12 protein-coding genes are annotated in these 19,524 nt (G+C 43.1%); 8 read left to right on the top strand and 4 right to left on the bottom strand.

From position 1 onward, the window contains the following. Positions 1-17 precede the first annotated feature (17 nt). The 4 genes from AC060N_RS14825 to hsdR are packed head-to-tail and all read right to left on the bottom strand — an operon-like array spanning position 18 to position 7,069. Positions 18-1,442, bottom strand: a complete 1,425-nt coding sequence (locus tag AC060N_RS14825) for a restriction endonuclease subunit S (RefSeq protein ID WP_479524504.1) — start codon at positions 1,440-1,442, stop codon at positions 18-20. Position 1,443: 1 nt separating this feature from the next. Further along, positions 1,444-2,904, bottom strand: coding sequence for a class I SAM-dependent DNA methyltransferase (locus tag AC060N_RS14820; protein ID WP_479524503.1), 1,461 nt, complete (start codon positions 2,902-2,904; stop codon positions 1,444-1,446). Beyond that, a complete protein-coding gene (locus tag AC060N_RS14815; RefSeq protein ID WP_479524502.1) occupies positions 2,901-3,827 on the bottom strand; it encodes a PGN_0703 family putative restriction endonuclease in 927 nt (308 codons plus the stop codon). The genes AC060N_RS14820 and AC060N_RS14815 overlap by 4 nt, the downstream gene beginning before the upstream one ends. Then, complete coding sequence (gene hsdR / locus AC060N_RS14810) at positions 3,824-7,069, bottom strand: type I restriction-modification system endonuclease (RefSeq protein WP_479524501.1); 3,246 nt, start codon at positions 7,067-7,069, stop codon at positions 3,824-3,826. The genes AC060N_RS14815 and hsdR overlap by 4 nt, the downstream gene beginning before the upstream one ends. A 421-nt stretch (positions 7,070-7,490) precedes the next feature. Here hsdR and AC060N_RS14805 point away from each other — a divergent pair, with 421 nt between their 5' ends. From AC060N_RS14805 to AC060N_RS14770, 8 genes are all read left to right on the top strand, one after another. Continuing rightward, positions 7,491-7,769 (top strand): hypothetical protein, encoded by a 279-nt coding sequence (locus AC060N_RS14805; RefSeq protein ID WP_479524500.1) that lies wholly within the window; start codon positions 7,491-7,493, stop codon positions 7,767-7,769. Between the two features lie 32 nt (positions 7,770-7,801). Next, positions 7,802-8,512, top strand: a complete 711-nt coding sequence (locus AC060N_RS14800; RefSeq protein ID WP_479524499.1) for a FadR/GntR family transcriptional regulator — start codon at positions 7,802-7,804, stop codon at positions 8,510-8,512. 223 nt (positions 8,513-8,735) lie between these two features. Beyond that, complete coding sequence (locus AC060N_RS14795; protein ID WP_479524498.1) at positions 8,736-11,852, top strand: SusC/RagA family TonB-linked outer membrane protein; 3,117 nt, start codon at positions 8,736-8,738, stop codon at positions 11,850-11,852. A gap of 22 nt (positions 11,853-11,874) precedes the next feature. Beyond that, positions 11,875-13,422: a RagB/SusD family nutrient uptake outer membrane protein gene (locus AC060N_RS14790; RefSeq protein ID WP_479524497.1), complete on the top strand. Its 1,548-nt coding sequence runs from the start codon at positions 11,875-11,877 to the stop codon at positions 13,420-13,422. Between the two features lie 18 nt (positions 13,423-13,440). Further along, a complete protein-coding gene (locus AC060N_RS14785) occupies positions 13,441-14,892 on the top strand; it encodes an IPT/TIG domain-containing protein (protein ID WP_479524496.1) in 1,452 nt (483 codons plus the stop codon). A gap of 116 nt (positions 14,893-15,008) precedes the next feature. Next, the gene (locus AC060N_RS14780) at positions 15,009-15,962 is read left to right on the top strand and encodes a sugar phosphate isomerase/epimerase family protein (protein WP_479524495.1); all 954 of its coding nucleotides are present in this window, start codon (positions 15,009-15,011) and stop codon (positions 15,960-15,962) included. Positions 15,963-15,972: 10 nt separating this feature from the next. Beyond that, positions 15,973-18,243 (top strand): heparinase II/III family protein, encoded by a 2,271-nt coding sequence (locus tag AC060N_RS14775; protein ID WP_479524494.1) that lies wholly within the window; start codon positions 15,973-15,975, stop codon positions 18,241-18,243. Then, positions 18,244-19,524 carry an Nramp family divalent metal transporter gene (locus AC060N_RS14770; RefSeq protein WP_479524493.1) on the top strand — a complete coding sequence of 427 codons (1,281 nt, stop codon included), beginning with the start codon at positions 18,244-18,246 and terminating at the stop codon, positions 19,522-19,524.

The following is a 19,524-nucleotide window of genomic DNA, read 5'->3' as shown; positions in this document are numbered from 1 at the left end:
TTAACTTTAAAGTGATATTATGATTTCTTGTATTCTACTTTTGGCTCCGCCACCCTCTTCTCCGCTCTTTCCTGCGCCAGCTTCCGGGTTTTACCACGTTTGGCTGTTGTTTTCGGTTTTTTCTCCAGCTCGGCCCGGGCCTGTTTGATTTGCTCCAGTAACTCCCGGGCGTCTCCGTCAGAGGGCAACTGTTCCACCAGCTCACCTCGGAAAGCTTTCGCTAAGATGGCTTGTGGCAGCTGTTCGATTTTCTCTTTTATGATTTGGTACTGGGCTTTTATTTTATCGGCTTTAACAAAAAGGGATTCTACCCGTCGGACGATTTCTTGCTGCTCTTCAAACGAAGGTATAGGGATCATTAAACTTTTAATGTCTCCCAGTGTTAGTCCAACTTTTGTAACACCTCTTTTTTTCTCTTCAAATTGTCCAAGCCCACTCTCGGACATTAAGTATAAAGCGATGTATTTTTCATTGAAATCAGCTTTGGGACGAGCTAAACAAATATGTTGATTTACATATGCTTCATATTTAAAATCATCTGGAATTAAGGAGATCATACCTACGTCTGCAGTTATCGATATTAAAATATCCTTCGGTTGAAGCAACGTTCTTCTTCCTTCCGATGAATCAGGTAAATCAAGGAACTGTAGTTTAGTCCGAGCAAGGTTAAGCTTAAACGTCCCATAATCCATGTTCGTTATTCGAACGAATAATTGCTCTCCTTTTTTAGAGTAATATTTTGCCCATCCTCTTGAGCCGCTTGTGACAAATGAGAAAATTTCTGAAGAAATAAGTTTCTGCCATTCTTCCAACTCTCTTCCTCCCCGCCACTCTTCCGTCAATTTTCCGGTGACAGCCTGGGTTAGGACGGCCTGGCGGAAATCTTTCAGCAGTTGCGGGATGCGCTCCAGGCTGCCTTTCATCTTTTCGATGCGGGCAAACAGGCTGTCGAGTTTGACAACGATGCGTTGCTGCTCAGCAAGGGGAGGAAGAGGAAAAGCATAATTCTCTACCAATTTGGGGCGTGCCCGAGTTAACGAACCTCCCACTCCGGAAACTTCGCTCTGCAGCATTTGCCTAAAAAACGGTGCGGTAAATAAATACCTAGCAAAGCCAGTATCGATATAGTTGCCAGTATTAACAACGATCCATTCAGAAGAAGCGATTTTCTGATTTTCTGTGAAATTTCCAACTTTCCAGACCCTGTTTATTCTCGGATTTATTTTACAAATCAACACTTCATTTTCACATACAACCTGCTTCGTTGAACCAATCTCACTCCCCTGGATTATTTCTGGTTTTCCATCCTCAAATATGGGAACACTATACAACTCAAACCAATTATCTGGGAATTTGGAAGGGTCAATGTTTTGAGACTTTTTAAAGTTAACCTCCTTTATTGTCGCCTCACACCAACTATCTGGAAAATGTTTCTCGATCATCCTACTCCAATTCTTTAATGATTGCCTCCAGTTCCTTCATCACGCTTTTCAATTCATTAGCCGCTTCACGTGCCAAATCAACCGGTTCCCCCAGTTCCCGTCCGTTACCGTTGCTTGTGTCGGCTATCAAACCTAAATCTAGTGAATCGTTCTTTTTGGCAATCTGTTCGCGGGAAATGCATTGCCAGCGTTCGTCTTCAATGGCTTCGCGTTTGGCGTGGTCAATGGTTCCGTCGTACTTCTTTGTCACTTCATCCGGTTTGAAACCGCCGGTGTACGCTTTGATAAATCCCTCAAACGCAGCTTGGGTAAACGGTGTCCGCTTCCCATAGCTGGGAACATTGGTGCGCATGTCGTAGTACCAGACCCGGTCGGTATTGCCGGTTTCGGTGGTTCCCCGCTCAAAGAAGAGCACGTTGGTCTTCACCCCCTGGGCATAAAAGATACCCGTCGGCAACCGCAGGATGGTATGCAACCGGCATTTGTCCATCAAGTCGCGCCGGATTTTGGCACCGTCATTATCTTCGAACAGTACGTTGTCTGGTAATACCACCGCTGCGCGGGCCCCTCCCTTTTTGTGTAGCGAACGGTAGATGTGCTGCAGGAAGTTCAGCTGCTTGTTGCTGGTCGGGTAGGTAAAATCGTCGCGTGAAGGACGTTCCCCACCTTTCTTCGTTCCAAACGGCGGATTCGCCAATACCCCGTCGAAATTTCTCAGTTTCTTTCCAAACTCACTCAGCGAATCGTTCAGGTAAATGGTGCTGTCGAGTCCGTGAAGCTTGGCATTCATCAATGCCAGGCGGTGCGCATCCTGCACCAGTTCCACTCCGCTCAACGCTTCGGTTTGCTGAAAGACCCGGTCCTTTTCGCCCAGGCTGTAACCATAGTCGTACCGGTCAATCAAATACTGGTTGATGGAAATGGGAAACCCAAATGTTCCACAGGCCGGGTCATTCCAGCGTTCACCAAGCTTGGGCGCCATCAGCTCCACCATGACGTTAATCAACGGGCGAGGTGTGAAATACTGCCCGGCACCGCTTTTTTTCTCGGTGGCGTTGCGTTCCAGCAAATCTTCATAGATATCACCCATCACATCGCGGTCGTGCTCGTCGTACCAGTCAATCTGGTCGATGCTGGTCACCAGCGTGTGCAAATTCACCGGCTTCCGGAGGGTGGTGGATGCATTGGTAAAAATTTCCCGGATGTTGGTATTCTTGCTCTTATTGCTGATGGTGGCGAGCAATTCCCGGTAGGTATTGAACAGCTCTTTGTTGTCGCTGATACTTTTCAGCGTGTTCCACCGGTATTCTTCCGGCAACTCGTCTTCAAATCCCTTCACCTCACTCAGTTTGATGAAGAGGATGTATGTCAATTCATTCAGATACTGGTGGTAGGTGACCCCGTCGTCGCGGAGCACGTTACATAAACCCCACAGTTTTTGGGCTATTTCTTCTGCACTCATGGTGTCAATCGTTTGCTCAATTCTGTTCCACAATACCGGGCCCAGAGCAACATGCTCCATTCCCGGGTCTCCCAATCGATATCCATTTTCTGGATGGCCTCAATCAGGTTAGCAAAGGTGATTATTTTAAATCTTTCTTCCCCGTTTTTCAACATTTTCTGAAAGGCATTTCCTTTGGTCAGCGCATTCTCATCGTGTTGGTAACAGAATAATCCGCTGTAAGCCAAATCATACATTCCATTCAGTAGCGCCGATTCGATGATCAACTGATTCCGGAAAAGCTGATTGTAACGTGTGTTGACCAGCTGGTCGTAGGGAGCGGTAAATGCTTCCGAGCGATGATACAATTCCTTGTAGGTATCGCTGGTGTATTCTTTGGGAGAAAATGGTTCCGTGTATTTGCACTCGAGCCCGATAAGGCCCCGTTTGTTATCATCCGAGATGAATTCAAGTGCGACATCATGAGCCGAGTTGTCACCATTCTGCGCGACATTGGGGGCAAACTCGAAATGAATGTTCGTTACCTCTTTCAGGTTGGGGTAGAATGGTTGAAATGCGGTTGTTGCCAAGGGGAGATTATATTTTAACCTGCCGAAGAAATTGAAGCAAAGGGGTTGACTCGAGAGTAGGTTATTAAAGAGCCGGTCTTCCTTTATCAATCCCTTTGATTGACCTCTCCGGTTCTCCAGCTCCTCTTTAGCCGCTTCCAGGGCAAATTCGTCCAGAAAATTCCCTCCGGTACTTTCCCCATCCCTGATGCTACTTCCTATCAATTTATCGCTTAAAATGGGATGTATGCCCTGTTCTTCACCCAACACAAAGGTTCTCCACCAGCTTTGATGATGGCGCATGGATTTTTGCAGATGCGTATCGGAGCTACTTTGGTCGCCAAGAAAATTCTGAAGTGATTCTTTTATGCTCATGCTGTTATGTATAGGTTCTCATTCATCACCCGGATAACCTGTTCCAACTCGTTGTTGAAAATTTTGTCGAGACGCTGGTAGCCTCCGTTCGTCCGGAAGGGATCGAGATCCAGATCGGTTTTTTGCAAGATATTCTCCTGGAGGAGTTGTTTCTCAAAACGGTCAATCCACCGCAGCTGAATTTTGTTCCAGCTGTTCATGCCCCGGACTTTGTTCATGGCCCGTCGGATTCGTTCCTCATGACTCACCAATGCATCGCCCAGTGCCAGGGTACGGATGAAGGAAATGATGTCGGCAGCGATATCTTCATTGCGGCTTTCTCTCCATGCCGAGTTTAAAGCTGATGTTGAAAAACCATGCTTGTCCAACTCCAGTCTGAGTTCTTTCAGCGATTGGCGATCCAGTTCCTGCGGACGGGTGCAGATCAACTTCAGGGCCGCTATTTTATTGAGATTCTCGGCGATGAACTGCCGGAAACTCACTAAGTAATCTTCGGGCTTTTGTCCTTTTCCATAACCGCGTTCAATGCCCCGGGTTTCGTCTTCGTGCTCGGAGACGTATTGCACCGATGGGCCCGGTTTCAGCTCATCCAGGAAACCCCAAACAGACTTGTACTGGATGAGGTCGTCATAATTATTATCCTGCATCGACTTCTTGAGGTTGTCCACAAATTCATCCGGTTCCTTTCCTCCACTCCGGTAGGTGAATTGCTCCAGTTTGTTGTTTTGCAGCAAACGTCTTTTCCGTTGAAATTTGGCAATGATTTGTTCCAGTTGTTTCCGCGCCCGGTCGTTGCTGTTGATGTGCTGCATTTCCTCCACCAACTGGGTAAATGTGGCTTTGGGATTAACCGCAATCGGTTTCATTTGCGTATAGTCTTCCAGCGCTTCATAAATGCGGACCGCATCGTAAATCCGGAAGATTTCCTTGCCGATGTCATCACATCGGCGGGTGGCACGCCCCAGCATTTGTTCGTACAGGATTCTCGATTTGACCCGGCGTAAAAACACCAGGTTGCAGATGGGCGGTACATCCACACCGGTCGTCAGCAAATCGACCGTCACGGCAATGGTCGGGTACTTCTCGTTTTTATAGCGCCGGACCTGTTCTATCGGATCGTACGATTTTCCCGTAATTTTCTGAATGGCGTCATCGTAGACATCCACCCCAATCTTTTCAAACTCTTCTTTCAAAAGCGATACCACCAGGTCGGCATGTTCGTCGTTAGCGGCAAAAATCAATGTCTTTTCTTCCCCTTCCGGGTCGATTTCCTGAACCAGCTGTTCAATGACCGTCCGGTTAAAATTCTCGGTAATCACCAGCTTGTTGAACCCCTCAATGTTGATCGCCAACTCATCTTCCAGCTTCTCCAACTCCACGATGGCATTCGTTTCTTTATCCAACACTTTGGGTTGCTCCCCTTTTTCCCAGACAATGCCCTCATCGCTGAGTTTGGTCTTGATGATATAAGGCGGTTCGTGGTCAATTAAATACCCGTCGATGACTGCTTCCCGGTAAGAGTATGTGAATACCGGCGAACCAAAGATTTCGGTGGTATGCAAAGCCGGAGTAGCGGTTAGTCCGATGGCGGTGGCGTCGAAATAGTCGAGTACACTCCGGTATTTGCTGATGTAATCCTGCTGGTTTTTGAATTCCAGTTCTTCCTCATCCATCTCCCGGTCCATCAGGTATCCCCGGTGAGCCTCATCAACGACAATACAGTCGTATGAATCGACCGGCAATCCATCCGCATCATTTTCGGCATAAAAGAGGCGTTTTACCATGCTTTGCACAGTGGCGAAATGCAGCCGGGTTTCCAGCTCCGGGACCAAATCCTTTAACTCCTGTACCTGGTATATCTCCGAGAACGTATTGAGGTCTTCAATCTTGTTGTCCTTGAAATCGTCAATAGCCTGCTTTGCCAGCAACCGCCGATCGACCAGGAAAAGAATGCGTCGGAAGCGGTTGGACTGAATCAGGCGGTAAACCAACCCGATGATGGTGCGTGTTTTGCCGGTACCAGTCGCCATGGCCAGTAATATTCTTCCTCTATCCGGGTCACCGATGATGGTCTCTTCCACCTTCGTTATGGCTTTCAGCTGATAATCGCGCAGTGAGAGTCCCGCTTTATCCAGCAGGTAATCGGGGTCATTCTCTTTTAGTTTCTGTTCAGCTTCCTGAATATTCTGTTTCCAAAGTTTTGTTACGCCTTCCGGCGAAAACCATCCTTTTAACGAGCGTGCCTGGTTCCGGGCATTCCGGATATCGACAAACCAAATACCGCTCTTGGTTTTGATTTGTTCCAGAAACGTTCGTCCGTTCGTGGAAAAGAGAAACGGGACGCGGTAATTTCCCCATTTTCCCAACAACTGAACCGATTCACTTTCTTCAGCCAGTTCCGCATATATTTTGGATTGGTGCAGGTCTGTCGAAATATCATGGGCATACTTTTTCGCTTCTACCAAACCAACTAATTCCGTTCCGATGAAGAGCGCATAGTCTGCCCATTTGCTACCGACCTTCCATTCGGCTATCGCCCGGTTTTTCGCTCTTTCCGGAAGGGTTCCATGTAGCTTAAAGTTAAGGGTCGGGGTATCCGCTTCCCATCCTGCGGCGCGCAGTTGTGCATCGATCAACTGGCGGGTTTCTGCCTCCGACATCTCCATTTTCCGCGCAGCCTGTGCCGACCGCTGTTTGATTTCGTTGGATTTTTCCGAGCTAATGGGACCAATCTCCCGTTCCTTCAGGAGCTCATTGAACCGAGTCTCCAGTTGGTGATATTCGTTTTCCAGCTGTTGCAGATCCTTCTCCCAATCCACTTTCTCCGGAGGATGAAATTTGATTTTTCCAACCGGAGTACCTTGCTCAGAATACGTTTCGTAAAACCATTTGGTCATTTTAAAACAGCTAAGGAGGAGGCTCATGCTGGATTTATCCGCTGCTTCCCCGGAGTGAACAGCCTGATTACCGGACTTGCGGATGGTATGGAAAAGGCTGATGATTTTATCATCGATAATTCCCTCATCTTTCAACAGCTGCAATCGTCTAAACGCCGAATCGTCCCAGGGGAAATCCAATTGGTGAACCTCAAAAATGATTTCAACCATCTTTTCACCCAGCAGGCGCATTTTGAACAGAGAAGAATTGGGATCATCGTAGACATAGCGTTCGGCTAACATTCCAAGATTGGCCAGAATTGGGAATTCCTGTAAAAGAAAATCGAAGTTCGTATTCATTTGCATTGAGCGGACTGAGGTTTGGACTATCGAAGATAATTATTCTGTTAGTGAAAAAAAAGATTATGCAAAATATCGACGCGAAGGGTTTCGGGTTTCGCTTCGCGGTTACGATGGTTACTGTAGTTACTATTGTTGATTTAAGAGTTACAGGTTACAGGTTTGACCAAGATGCTCAAAAATCACTTAACCAGGTTGGCGGACATTGTCATGTGGTAGAGAAATTTGAGCGTAACCTCTCTCTTATTACCCAACATGTTCTATAACATAGTGTATTAAGATTCACGTAGTCAATACGATAACAACTGGTTGGAACAAAACCAGATTTTTCCATTGAGGTAAATAGATTTGTATTTAATATTGGTCAACCAATTAGTGGCAGCTGGTCGACCAATTATTTAAAACTATGAATTTAAACCTTGTAATTATGAATTGTTTTAAGAGTCTTAACCTGCACAAACGTTACCTATATGGGATAGTAGGTATTCTGTCTGTTGTATTGTTTGGTTGCGATGACACTCCCGGTTACGTGTTTGTCGATAATAATTTACCCTCAAGTAGCTTTGCATCTATTAGTCCCACTGTCACTTCGGATGCATACCAGGAAGCTTCCATCGACTTCAACTCCGGCAATTCTACCAGTATCACATTGTCACTGATTTATGGCGATTCGGAAACAAGGTTGGACATGTTCAGTATTCAGTAGGATATTCAGGATAATTAAAAGTACAGAGGATTATGGATTTTCAAGAGAGCTTTGAAGAAATAGAGGTCGAGAGCCCTGTGGATAAAATCATCAAGCAGATTCGCAACTCGATTGTGTCCGGAAAATTAAAGCCAGGTGATAAACTCCCATCGGAGCGTAAGTTGTCTGATTTATTTGGGATTGGAAGGACATATGTGCGCGATGCCATAAAAAAGTTGGAGTTCTATGGAATCCTTAAAACAAATCCACAAAGTGGGACTATTGTCTCAGCGGTTGACATTACTGCGATGGAAGGAATCATCTCCAATGTGATTCAGTTAAATGATAATGATTTTTTTCATTTGGTAGAAACCAGAGTTGTTATGGAAACTTATGCCTGTTCTCAGGCGGCCATCCGTCGGACAACCAAAAATATTGATGAACTTGGAGAAGCATTAGATGAATATAAATCAAAAGTTGACCTGAATCTCCCGGGGGTAAAGGAAGATTTTAATTTTCATTTGAAAATCGCAGAAGCCAGTCAAAACATGGTCATAAAATCACTGATGATGATTATTATTCCTGACATCCTGGAAATATACAGAAAATTGAATGTATGTGGAGAAGGGCGATTTCGCAAATCTTTTGATGAGCACCAAACCATCCTGGAACACATTATCAGGCAAGATGCCAAAGGAGCAAGAGATGCGATGAACGTTCATTTAAAGGATGTTTCCGAGTTTAGTCTTTCATATAAAGGATAAATATACAATAGGAATTATGGAACAGTTTTATAATGATGGTTAGAAAAGATTAGCACCGTCGAACGGTGCTAATCCGTTTGAATCTTCTCAATGGCATATTTCCCAGAATATTAGCTGAAAGAATGTTCTTTGCTGGGCAATCGAGAACAAGAAATTATTCAGTTAAGCAGGAATTGTTATGCCCTTTTCACAAAGGTACTAATTAAATTCAAATTAAAAATCTATGAAAAAGAGTCTCTTGTTTCTTCTGCTTTTTATTGGGATGACTACTGTTGCCTTTGGACAGCAAACCATAGAAGGCAGAGTATTGGATAAAGATGATGGCGAACCCCTTATAGGAGCGACCGTCGTTATTAAAGGAACTACCAATGGTACCATAACTGATGTTAATGGCCACTATACTTTAAAAGTTGATGATGGAAAGGCTGTTTTAGTTTTTTCCTTCATTGGATATAAGCCTCAGGAAGTGCCTGTCGCGGGAAAGTCAGTAATCGATGTGCAACTAGCCAAGTCAATTTCCGATTTGGATGAGGTTGTGGTTGTTGGCTACGGTACGCAAAAGAAATCTCACCTAACCGGATCTATTGCGAAATTAAATACCGAAGGACTTGAGGACATACCTGGGGGTAGGACAGATCAAATGTTGCAGGGACGTGTGGCTGGGGTGCAAATTCAAAATACCACTTCGGAGGTAGGCGAGGCTCCTAAGATTACAGTGAGGGGTAACGGTTCAATCAGTGCAAACGGACAACCGCTTGTTATTGTTGATGGTTTTCCGGTTTCAGACGGTCTTAGTTTGGTTGACGCAGCTGACATTAAATCGGTGGAAGTATTGAAAGATGCAGCTTCTGCGGCCATTTACGGTTCCAGAGCTGCTAATGGGGTAATCATTGTTACAACAAAGAGTGGTAGCGAAAATAAACCCCAATATAATGTACGTGTATCGTATGGAGTTAAAGATTATTATAAGTTGCATCCAATGATGACTAAGGATGAGTTTATTAATATGAAGCTTAACGAAGCCAATCTTTCCGGAACAACCTTGGGGGATATGTATTTTGCTATGTATACATTAAAAACTGGCGATACAAACTGGCAAAAGGAAGCTTTAAGGCTGGCCGGAGTGCTTAATGCACAATTTAATGTATCGGGAGGCAAGAAAGGTTTAAAGTATTATGTTTCCTCATCTTACCTTGGAGATGAAGGTATTATGCTTCAGAATAAATATGATCGGTTGAATATTCGGTCAAAAATTGAAGCAGAGCTATCACCCAAAGTTAAGATTGGTGTTACCATGTCACCGAGCTTTACCAAGAGGGCAAAGCCTACCAATAACTTTACCGATTTTGTGCGTACGCCAAGGTTTTTGCCGGTGTACCATAATGATTTTACATCCGCTCTCACTGGTAAGCCAGTCGGAAGTTATTCCATGGGTTATGATTATAGCAATAAAACATATACCGGTATCGACCCACAAACCGGTCTGGAAAGGACGGTGGTAGCTTCTCCTTACAGCACTTCCAACAATAACCCTTTGTCGGTTATGAATAACGAATTTTATTCTCGCGATGATTACCGCCTGCAAGGTTCGCTTTATCTGAATGTAAAGCTGGCTAAGGGACTAGAGTTTAAAACATCAAATGGGTTTAATGTTGTATATACAGCACAAAACACCTATAAAAATGTAAACTCAAAAACAGCATCGTCACCAAATAGCGCCTTGTATGAAAATAACTTGTTTACTGATTTGTTATCTGAAAACACCCTGAGCTACAAGTTGAAAACGGGGAAACATAGTTTCGATGCTTTGCTTGGTTTTTCAATTGAGCAGAGACGTACAAAATCAGCTGGAATATATGGCAATAACTTCCCCACCGATTTCATTCATACGCTCAACGCTGCCGGTACTATTTTGCAGTATGATGGCACAGACCATGTTACCGGAACCTGGGACGAAGAAGAAGGCTTAGTGTCCGCTTACTCGCGTCTTGCGTATTCGTATGACAATAAATATTTATTGTCCGCTAGTTTTAGGGGGGATGGTAGCTCCAAGTTTGGTATAAACAACCGTTGGGGTTATTTCCCTTCAGTTTCACTCGGATGGCGTATTTCTGAAGAAGATTTTTTTAAAAATAATGTATCATGGGTTGACCAACTGAAGCTACGTGCCAGTTACGGTGTTACAGGTACCAATGATATTCCAAACTACGCCAATACCAATGTATTGTCTCCAAACAGCTATGTGCTGGGCAGTTCTAATGGGGCTGTAATACCAGGAATTTCCAATACATCAAATGTTGTTGGTAATTCCTCGTTACAATGGGAGCAAACCAACGAATTTAACTATGGTATTGATTTTACCGCTTTGGATAGTCGTATTAATTTGTCGGTGGATTATTATTATTCAATTACCAAAAGCTTGTTGTATGAGCGCTCGGTCAGCTCTGTCTTAGGTTTTACACAAGCTTGGAGCAACAAAGGTAAAGTGCGAAACAAAGGTCTTGAAGTTGTATTAACTACCCATAACTTTAGAAGTCATGATTTTAAATGGAGTACAACCTTCAATTATTCGATGAACCGCAACAGGGTGCTTGACCTTGGAGGGGAAAACCAACAGATAAATACTGGAGAAAGAGGCGAGATGTACCTGACAAGGGTAGGTGATCCGCTTGTGCAATTTTATGGCTACAAAACGCAAGGCGTTTGGAATTCAGCAGACGAGATTGCCAATAACCCATCGAATGTCAATGATGCTCCGGGTGGTTTAAGGGCTGTAGATATTAACGGTGATGGGGTTATTGATGCCAATGATTACACAGTTATTGGAAATCCTTTGCCAGACTTTACCTGGGGTATCACGAATAATCTTACTTATAAAGATTTTGACCTTTCGTTTTTGTTACAAGGTGTAGTTGGAGCCCAGGTTGTTAATGGTGATATATACTATGCAGAAACAGTGAGGTACGATAAAAACTTTAACACCAATAGGTGGATTGATGCAAATCATCCTGGTGACGGAAAAACCCCTTATGAAAGAAACGGTATAACCCAGGTACAAACTGATTATGCGGTTGAGAACGCCAGCTACATGGCTTTACGCGATCTTACTATTGGATATTCATTACCTAAGAGCATTGCAAAAAAAGCAAATCTAGCTAATGTGAGATTCTATTTAAGCGGACAAAACCTGTTTTACTGGTGGCCATCTAGCTATAGAGGTATTAACCCTGAAGCCAGGCGTACATCAGGTAGCTATGACAGCCCATTGGTTGATGGATACCAAAGAGGAGCATTCCCTATTCAGAGAACATACAGTTCAGGTATTGATGTCAGATTTTAATTACCGCCAAATTTAATAGTTTATGAAAAAATATATCATTATATCGTTAACGGTATTGATCGTATTTGCACTCTCATCGTGCGAAAAGTTTTTAAACGAGCAACCGATCGATCAGTTGGGAGAAGGTTCCTTTTATAAGAACGATCAGGAACTTAATATGGCTACTATGGCATGCTATAGTGGTTTGAGAAGTATGGCTAATGAAGAGTGGCGTTTTACTGAAATACGTTCAGATGATGCCCGTTTGTACACAAAAAATACAGGCGATGCAATAAACGTTCGTTTAAGACAGCTGGATAACTTTACAGTTGAAACTACCCATGATGAAAATCGGAATTATTGGGAGGCGGCTTATAAAACAATTGATAACTGTAATGTGGTACTGGAGAACCTTGATGTTGTAACTGATCAAGATTTAAAGAATCAGCTAGAAGGTGAAGCTCGCTTTATTAGGGCATACACTTATTTCAATCTTGTTCGTTTATATGGCCCTGTATTTCTTGTAACCAAAAGACTTAGTATTGAGGAAGCAAATAGTCTTCCGCGCAGTTCTGTACAAGATGTTTATGATGTAATCATTAATGATTTGAGTTTGGCCGCTGGAGTATCAGGAAACACAGCATTACTCCCGGATACTTATGATGATGCGGATCTCGGACGAGCTACATCATGGGCTGCAAAAACTTTGTTAGCAAAGGTTTATTTAACCTTAAAACGTTATTCGGAGGCGGAACCATTATTAATTGATGTGAAAGACAATAGTGGCTACGGTTTGCTTGCTAATTATGCTGATGTGTTTAATTCTAATAACGAAATGAACAACGAGATTATATTCGCAATCCGATATAAGTCAGGAGGTTATGGTCAGGGTTCTCCTTTTGCTAATTATTTTTCGCCACGAGATGGTTCTTTCGTGCCTGGGAGGGCATATAACTATAACACCCCTACGAATGATCTCATTGAAGCTTATGACTCAGAGGGTGATTCGATTCGGAAAAATGTTGCGATGAAAGAAACCTGGATTGATGATAGTGGTAATCTTAGTGCTGTTCCGTTTGTTACTAAATTTACATCGTCATTTGATAATGAGATGGATGCGGAAAATGATTGGATTGTTCTTCGCTATGCAGACGTATTACTCATGTTGGCTGAAGTTGAAAATGAAACATCAAGTGTTGCCAGTGCTTTGCCCTATGTTAATCAAGTGAGGGCTAGGGTTGGCCTAGATCCTGTGCTTGAAAAAGATGCACCTACTCAATGGGACATGAAGCTTGTTATTGAAAAGGAAAGACGACTTGAGTTTGCTTTTGAGGATCAACGTCTTTTTGATCTTTTGCGAACTAACAGGTTGGCCACAGTTATGGAAGCCTATTACAACACTGAAGTTATTGCAACCTCGATTTCGGCGGATGGTACAAAAGTTACAGAACCGTACTATGCAGGAGTTCAAAGTGATATGAGCTATCTGAGTCCGTCCGGTAGAAAATTACAGGAATGGCAATTTTTATTGCCGATACCCAATAGTGTAATGACCGTAGCTACCAATGCAACGCAAAATCCGGGTTATTAATCAACAAAAAAAAGGACAATGAAAAATATTAGTTTAATCATATTATTGCTAACTATTGCATTTAACTATGGATGTAGTGAAAAGTTAGTTTATAATACAACTGAAGAAAATGCGCCTGTCATAGCGAGCTTTGAGCCAACGACAGGTCGGTCAGGAGATGAAATTACCATTAAAGGAGAAAATTTAGGTAAGGTGAATGCTGTTTATTTCGGAGATAGCCTGGCTACCCTTAAGTATCGTATTAGCGACAGTGTATTGGTAGCAAAACTTAATAAAGGTTGTGTTTCCGGCAACATTAGAGTTGAAAATAATATCGGCTCAAGTACGTCAGCTGATGCATTCACCGTTATGTATCCAGTGCCTACCATTTCTGATTTTGCAGATGCTCAATTGCTTCCAAATAGTCTAATGAAAATAGGGGGGACAAATTTGGATGTTGTTTATGATGTTTATTTTGGATCTTCGAAAGCCCAGATTGTTGAAAGAACAGATGATTTCATTTCGGTTGAAGTACCATTTTTTGACAAAACAGAAGAGCCTGCAAATATCTCCTTTACTTATAACGACAATGGTACACTTAAGCAGGCAGTGTCTACGGGTAAAATCACATTATTTCGAATTTTCCCAGAGTTTACTGTAGTTCCTGAGCAGGGTACTACAAATACGGAAATAAAATTTGAAGGTACAAACCTGTCATTAATTGATGAAATATTGTTTAACGATAAATCAGCTTCTATTGTAAGTCAAACAAGCGATGCACTCGTGGTTACTCTAAGTGAGGATCAGTTTAATGTTACTACCAGCGGCGTAACTGTTAAAGCAACTTACTTTGGTGGAACGCAAGTGAAGACACTTAGCGATAGTTTCAAAGTAATAGTACCTACAGTAAACTATTATGAAGGCATTCGGTTAAACCCAAGAGGAGCCGACGGACAGTATTTCCTCGATTTTAATACCGGATTAGTGTATGATGCCTGTGCTGATTGGCTTACTGTTTTGCAGCCAAATATTTCTTTGATCGCCTATGCTTCAAAAAGTGGATATATTCAGTTAAGACAAGCGGGTAATGCGGGTAGTGTTATTAAGAACTATGCATGTAGTAGTACAGGAGACAAGCTTCCTAAGGAGAACGCAGTAAAAATTACCCAAATGGGAGTGCTGGATCCAAGCAACCCAGAGCAAAAGGCATATATTGATGCCGTTAAAAATAAAACGTTGACCGATATTGATCCTGATGTTGTTTCGAACTTTGGCGCCAGTACAAGTGACCTTAAGATTTACACTACCGGTACCGGAAATGAAGATGAATTTGGGGCCGGCGACGTTATAATTGTACAGCAAGACTGGAATGGCACAATAAAATATGGGTTCCTGGAAATCACTGACGCTGTTGCCGATGTTCCCGCTAATATTGGCCAAGCCAGTGGTGATGGCTCATATTTCAAGTTTAATTACTACTTCCAAAAGTAGAACTGGTTCAAAATCCTGGTTATTCGATTTTTTGATTTAGTTTGACATTGTTTGATAAACCAGAAAAGTGAGGGGCAGTAAATTACTGCCCCCTCACTCTAATTTGCCCTGAAAAAATGAAAAGCAGAAGGTCATTTATCAAATCTGTTTCTGTGGCAACTGTCGGTTTGACTTTAGCCCAGACACAAAAACTCGTTGCTGGAAATTCAACGAATTCACCCAAGGGAAATGCAGAAAGAAACGTTCATCTTTTTTCAAAACATTTGCAATGGCTGGGGTATACTGAAATGGCAGCAACGGCAAGGAAGATAGGTTTTGATGGCATTGACCTAACGGTCCGCCCCAAAGGGCACGTGTTACCAGAGCGGGTGGCAGAAGACCTTCCAAGAGCAGTAAAAGCTATTCGTGGGGAAGGCTTGATCATAGACAGGATAACCACGGCAATTACGGACCCTGATGATCCATTTACCATTCCGATTCTTGAAACAGCAGCAGGTTTGGGGATAAAAAATTACCGGACGGGTTGGCTTGACTATGATCCGTCTGTAACAATTAAAGAAAATCTGGTCCGGATTAATCAAGGATTGGTAAAACTGGCAGCCCTAAATAAGAAGCTCGGATTGAAAGGGGCTTATCAGAATCATGCCGGTGAAAACGTTGGTGGTGCGGTTTGGGATCTGGAAATTATGCTCGATGGAATCGACCCGGAATACCTGGGGATACGATACGATATCCGCCACGCAACGGCTTCAGGCGGACCATCCTGGCCGGTAGGTTTAAAATATGTCGCTGATAAAATCAACAGTCTCGACCTGAAAGATTTTGTTTGGGAAAAGGTCGATGGTGCCTGGCAGCCCGTAACCGTCCCTCTGGGAAAAGGAATGGTAGATTTTGAACGATATTTTAAATTGATAAACGAACTGAATATTCCAGGCGACTTTACGCTGCATTTCGAATATTCCCTGGGAGGCGCTGATAAGGGAGCCAATAAATTATCGGTGTCTCCGCAAGTAGTAACAACCGCCATGAAACAGGATCTTTCAACCTTAAGAAATTGGTTGAAACAATAACATAAGGAATATGAAAAAGTACCTTCTCATCTTAATTATACTAGTCATACCTATAATGGCGCTGCCCCAAACAGCTATAGTGCCGTTTGATCATGTTTTAACCGAATCTGAATTAGTTGAGCTATTGGATGTGAGCCGCAGTCCTGAACTAAAAGACATTCAATCGGAGTATAGAGAGGGGCAAAAAGATGCTGCACTTGAACAGCTGGCCAATTATTTCAAAGAGAAATTTTCGGAAAGGTATTTTTTCGATTGGAAAAATTTTGATGCCCGGTTTGCAGCCTATAACAAAATGTATTCGGGACGGGAAGCATTTCACCGCAAGAATGCATTACAACATCTTGAATTATATCCTGCTGCGACGCAGTGGAAAATTCCATTTAGAAACCTGAAAGACGAAAAGGTTACTTCTTACCCATACAGGCACCTGACGCGTCAGCAAAAGGCAGGCGATATAGCCCTGCTCTATTTTTACACCAAAAACCAAACTTATTTAAATTATATACCCGAACAGGCGAAGTCATTAAACGAAGCATTTGATCGTGGGCAGGTTGAAACCGTTAAAGATGGCAATGGTGCTTACGAATCCTTTCGGGCAGGATACAGAATGTTTAACTGGTTGTTTGCACATCAGTGTTTACTGGCCTCTCCGAAATATACCTGGCAACAACAAATCGAAATGATCCGGACATTTTTGCACACTGGTGCACAATTGTACCATCATAATTCGAAATACAGCGAGGGAAACCACCAAACAAGGGGGATGAGTGCTTTAGCGATGTTATCATTTCTATTTCCTGAGATAGAAGGAACCAGTCAATGGAAAGAGCGCTCACTCAACCTACTCGAAGAACATCTGAATAAAGAGATTTATCCGGATGGGTTCCAATTCGAGCGTTCGGTACATTATCATATCAATGATATCGAGAACTACTTTTATCCTTACCAAATGGCCAGAATCAACAACATTGAACTTGCTCCGATTTGGAACAGCAGAATCAAAGGCCTGTTCGATGTTTTGACGAAAATTGCCATGCCCAATAAAAAAGCCCCTGTTTTACAGGATGATACCGATTCGCCATGGTCTGAATATAACGAGATTGGTCCGACAATGGCTTTAGGGACAGCGTTGTTTGCAGATCCAGCGTATCAGTATTTTGCTTCTTCCAAAGTTTCATCATCCTATTACTGGTTTTTGAAACCGGCTCAACTGGCCCGGCTCAAAACCATCAAAAAGGTGAAACCCCATATAGGATCGTGCAGTCTTCCGGAAACAGGCTATTATATTATGCGCCAGGGATGGGACAACGATGATTTGTACATGATTATCAGTGCCGGACTAACAAAAGAAAAGCCAGATCATCAGCATGGCGATATGTTGGGTGTAGAAGCCTATGCCTATGGAAACATGGTTCTCCCGAACTATCAGGTTCGGTATAACCTTGATGACTATGAGGCATTTAAAAACTCGTGGGTGAAAAACGTCATGTTGGTCGATTCGATCCCCCAGGGAAGGGACTGGACTGGAAATACCGGTGGCAGTGGATTTGGGAAGTGGGCAAAACTTCCTCAACCGAAGGTCCTTGCCTGGTCGGTCAATCCTGATTTTGATTTTTTTGCCGGTACGATGGATGAATACCCGAATGCTGGAATGAAGTATTACCGGAGTGTGATTTTCATCAAAGACGGATTTTGGCTGGTCAATGATCAACTTATTTCAAAGAAGGGAAAACACACTGCACAGCAAGTTTGGCAAGGTCATTACGACATTGATAAAAACAACAACCATATCCGTTCGGTTTTCCAGAATGGAGCGGGACTTGACATTATACAACTAGGTGATTCTGCCGATACGGTTGCTAAATCCTCTATCCGCAGCAAAGGCAGGGCTGTCTTTGATAAACATTTCGAACAACAGACCAATTGGATTTCACTGTTATACCCATTCAAAGATTTCGGGGCTAGGTTGAATCCGGATAAGTTCGACGATTTTAAAGCCAAAGGGTGGAAGATCTTTTCAAATCAGAACTGTCCGAAAGACATACAAACCGATGCCCGCGTGGTATTATCCAAGGCCGATAGCTATCTTTTTATGGCCGTCTCGGAGGTCAATGTTGGTGGTCAGAAAATATCAGTCAATAGTCAAAAAACAAATTTGTGGCTAAAAAAAGAAAGTCACGGATTGGAGTTAACCAATTGCGGGCCCAAGCCGGTAGAAATTAAGAATGGCGAACAGGTCGTGGTTTTGAAATCCGGCGAAAACAGGAAATTGAAGTTTTAAATGAATAGCGAAAAACAAAATAGCACCCTTTTAAAAAGGCTCATTGCTTTCATCCTATCCTTCGGACCGGGGATTTTCGCCATTGGTTACACCATCGGCACAGGAAGCGTAACTTCCATGATCGTTGCCGGGAGCTCCTATGGGATGCAACTACTTTGGGTTTTGTTGCTCAGCTGTATTTTTTCCGGCGTATTGATTTATACTTATGGGAAATACACGTTGGTCACCGGTGAAACAGCCTTGTTTGGATTTAAAAAGCACCTGAAAGGAGGAAAGCTGATCGCCATCCTGATTGTTGTTGGGATTAGTTTTGGACAATGGAACTCATTGACAGGCATATTGGGCATTTCCTCCAACATGCTGTATGAAATACTGGCGTTATATTTTCCATCCCTTTCTTCCTCAGAATATGGAGTGGTATTAGGCATTGCCATTTTGATTATACTCACTTTTTATGCCTTGCTGCTTGTGGGAAAATACAGCTTCTTTGAAAAGATACTGGTCATTTTTGTGACCTTCATGGGGTTATCCTTCATTGTGTCCCTGTTTTTTGTTTTTCCGCAACCTGTCGAAATCATTAAGGGATTAATTCCATCCATACCTCAAGTTGAAGGAGGCAAGATGCTTGCAGTAGCTTTTGTGGGAACAACCATGGCTGCAGCAACCTTTCTTTCGCGACCACTTTTTGTCCAAGGGAAAGGCTGGACAATAAAAGACCTGAAAAAACAAAAAAACGATTCCATAACTGCTGCGGTCCTCGTATTCATCATCAGTGGCTCCATCATGGCTGTGGCCAGTGGTGCGCTTTACCACGAAGGGAAAGTCGTTACCCGGGTACTTGATATGGTGCATACGCTTGACCCCATTGCAGGCCGGTTCGCACTTACCATCTTTGTCTTTGGTACGCTGAGCGCCGGACTATCGTCTATTTTTCCCTGCTTAATGATTGCTCCTCTATTATTGGCAGATTATCAAAGCGGAAAGCTGGATACTAATTCCAGGCAGTTTCGTATTATCACGGCTGTAGCGGCTTTTGTTTCCTTACTTGTACCGGTTTTAGGACAAAACCCAATTCAGGCTCAAATACTCACACAGGTTTTCAATGTATTCGTTCTGCCTCTTGTGGTCATTGGGATCATCTTCCTGATTAATAATAAAAAAAGGATGGGAACTTACACCGTTCGCTGGCCCGTAAATGCCGGCTTAGTGTTAGCTTTTCTGTTTTCACTGATTATCTCATACAACGGAGTAATAGCGGTAGCGCATTATTTTTCGTTATAG

The organism is Prolixibacter sp. DSM 2831, assembly GCF_056493735.1.
Note: the sequence above shows the minus strand (reverse complement) of the source record. Positions and strands in the feature narration are given on the sequence as shown.

Coding starts and splice junctions, on each gene's coding strand:
- AC060N_RS14780 (WP_479524495.1), top strand. CDS start 15,009: ATGAAAAGCAGAAGGTCATTTATCAAATCTGTTTCTGTGGCAACTGTC.
- AC060N_RS14820 (WP_479524503.1), bottom strand. CDS start 2,904: ATGAGTGCAGAAGAAATAGCCCAAAAACTGTGGGGTTTATGTAACGTG.
- AC060N_RS14805 (WP_479524500.1), top strand. CDS start 7,491: ATGAATTGTTTTAAGAGTCTTAACCTGCACAAACGTTACCTATATGGG.
- AC060N_RS14770 (WP_479524493.1), top strand. CDS start 18,244: ATGAATAGCGAAAAACAAAATAGCACCCTTTTAAAAAGGCTCATTGCT.
- AC060N_RS14815 (WP_479524502.1), bottom strand. CDS start 3,827: ATGAGCATAAAAGAATCACTTCAGAATTTTCTTGGCGACCAAAGTAGC.
- AC060N_RS14775 (WP_479524494.1), top strand. CDS start 15,973: ATGAAAAAGTACCTTCTCATCTTAATTATACTAGTCATACCTATAATG.
- AC060N_RS14795 (WP_479524498.1), top strand. CDS start 8,736: ATGAAAAAGAGTCTCTTGTTTCTTCTGCTTTTTATTGGGATGACTACT.
- AC060N_RS14800 (WP_479524499.1), top strand. CDS start 7,802: ATGGATTTTCAAGAGAGCTTTGAAGAAATAGAGGTCGAGAGCCCTGTG.
- AC060N_RS14790 (WP_479524497.1), top strand. CDS start 11,875: ATGAAAAAATATATCATTATATCGTTAACGGTATTGATCGTATTTGCA.
- AC060N_RS14785 (WP_479524496.1), top strand. CDS start 13,441: ATGAAAAATATTAGTTTAATCATATTATTGCTAACTATTGCATTTAAC.
- hsdR (WP_479524501.1), bottom strand. CDS start 7,069: ATGCAAATGAATACGAACTTCGATTTTCTTTTACAGGAATTCCCAATT.
- AC060N_RS14825 (WP_479524504.1), bottom strand. CDS start 1,442: ATGATCGAGAAACATTTTCCAGATAGTTGGTGTGAGGCGACAATAAAG.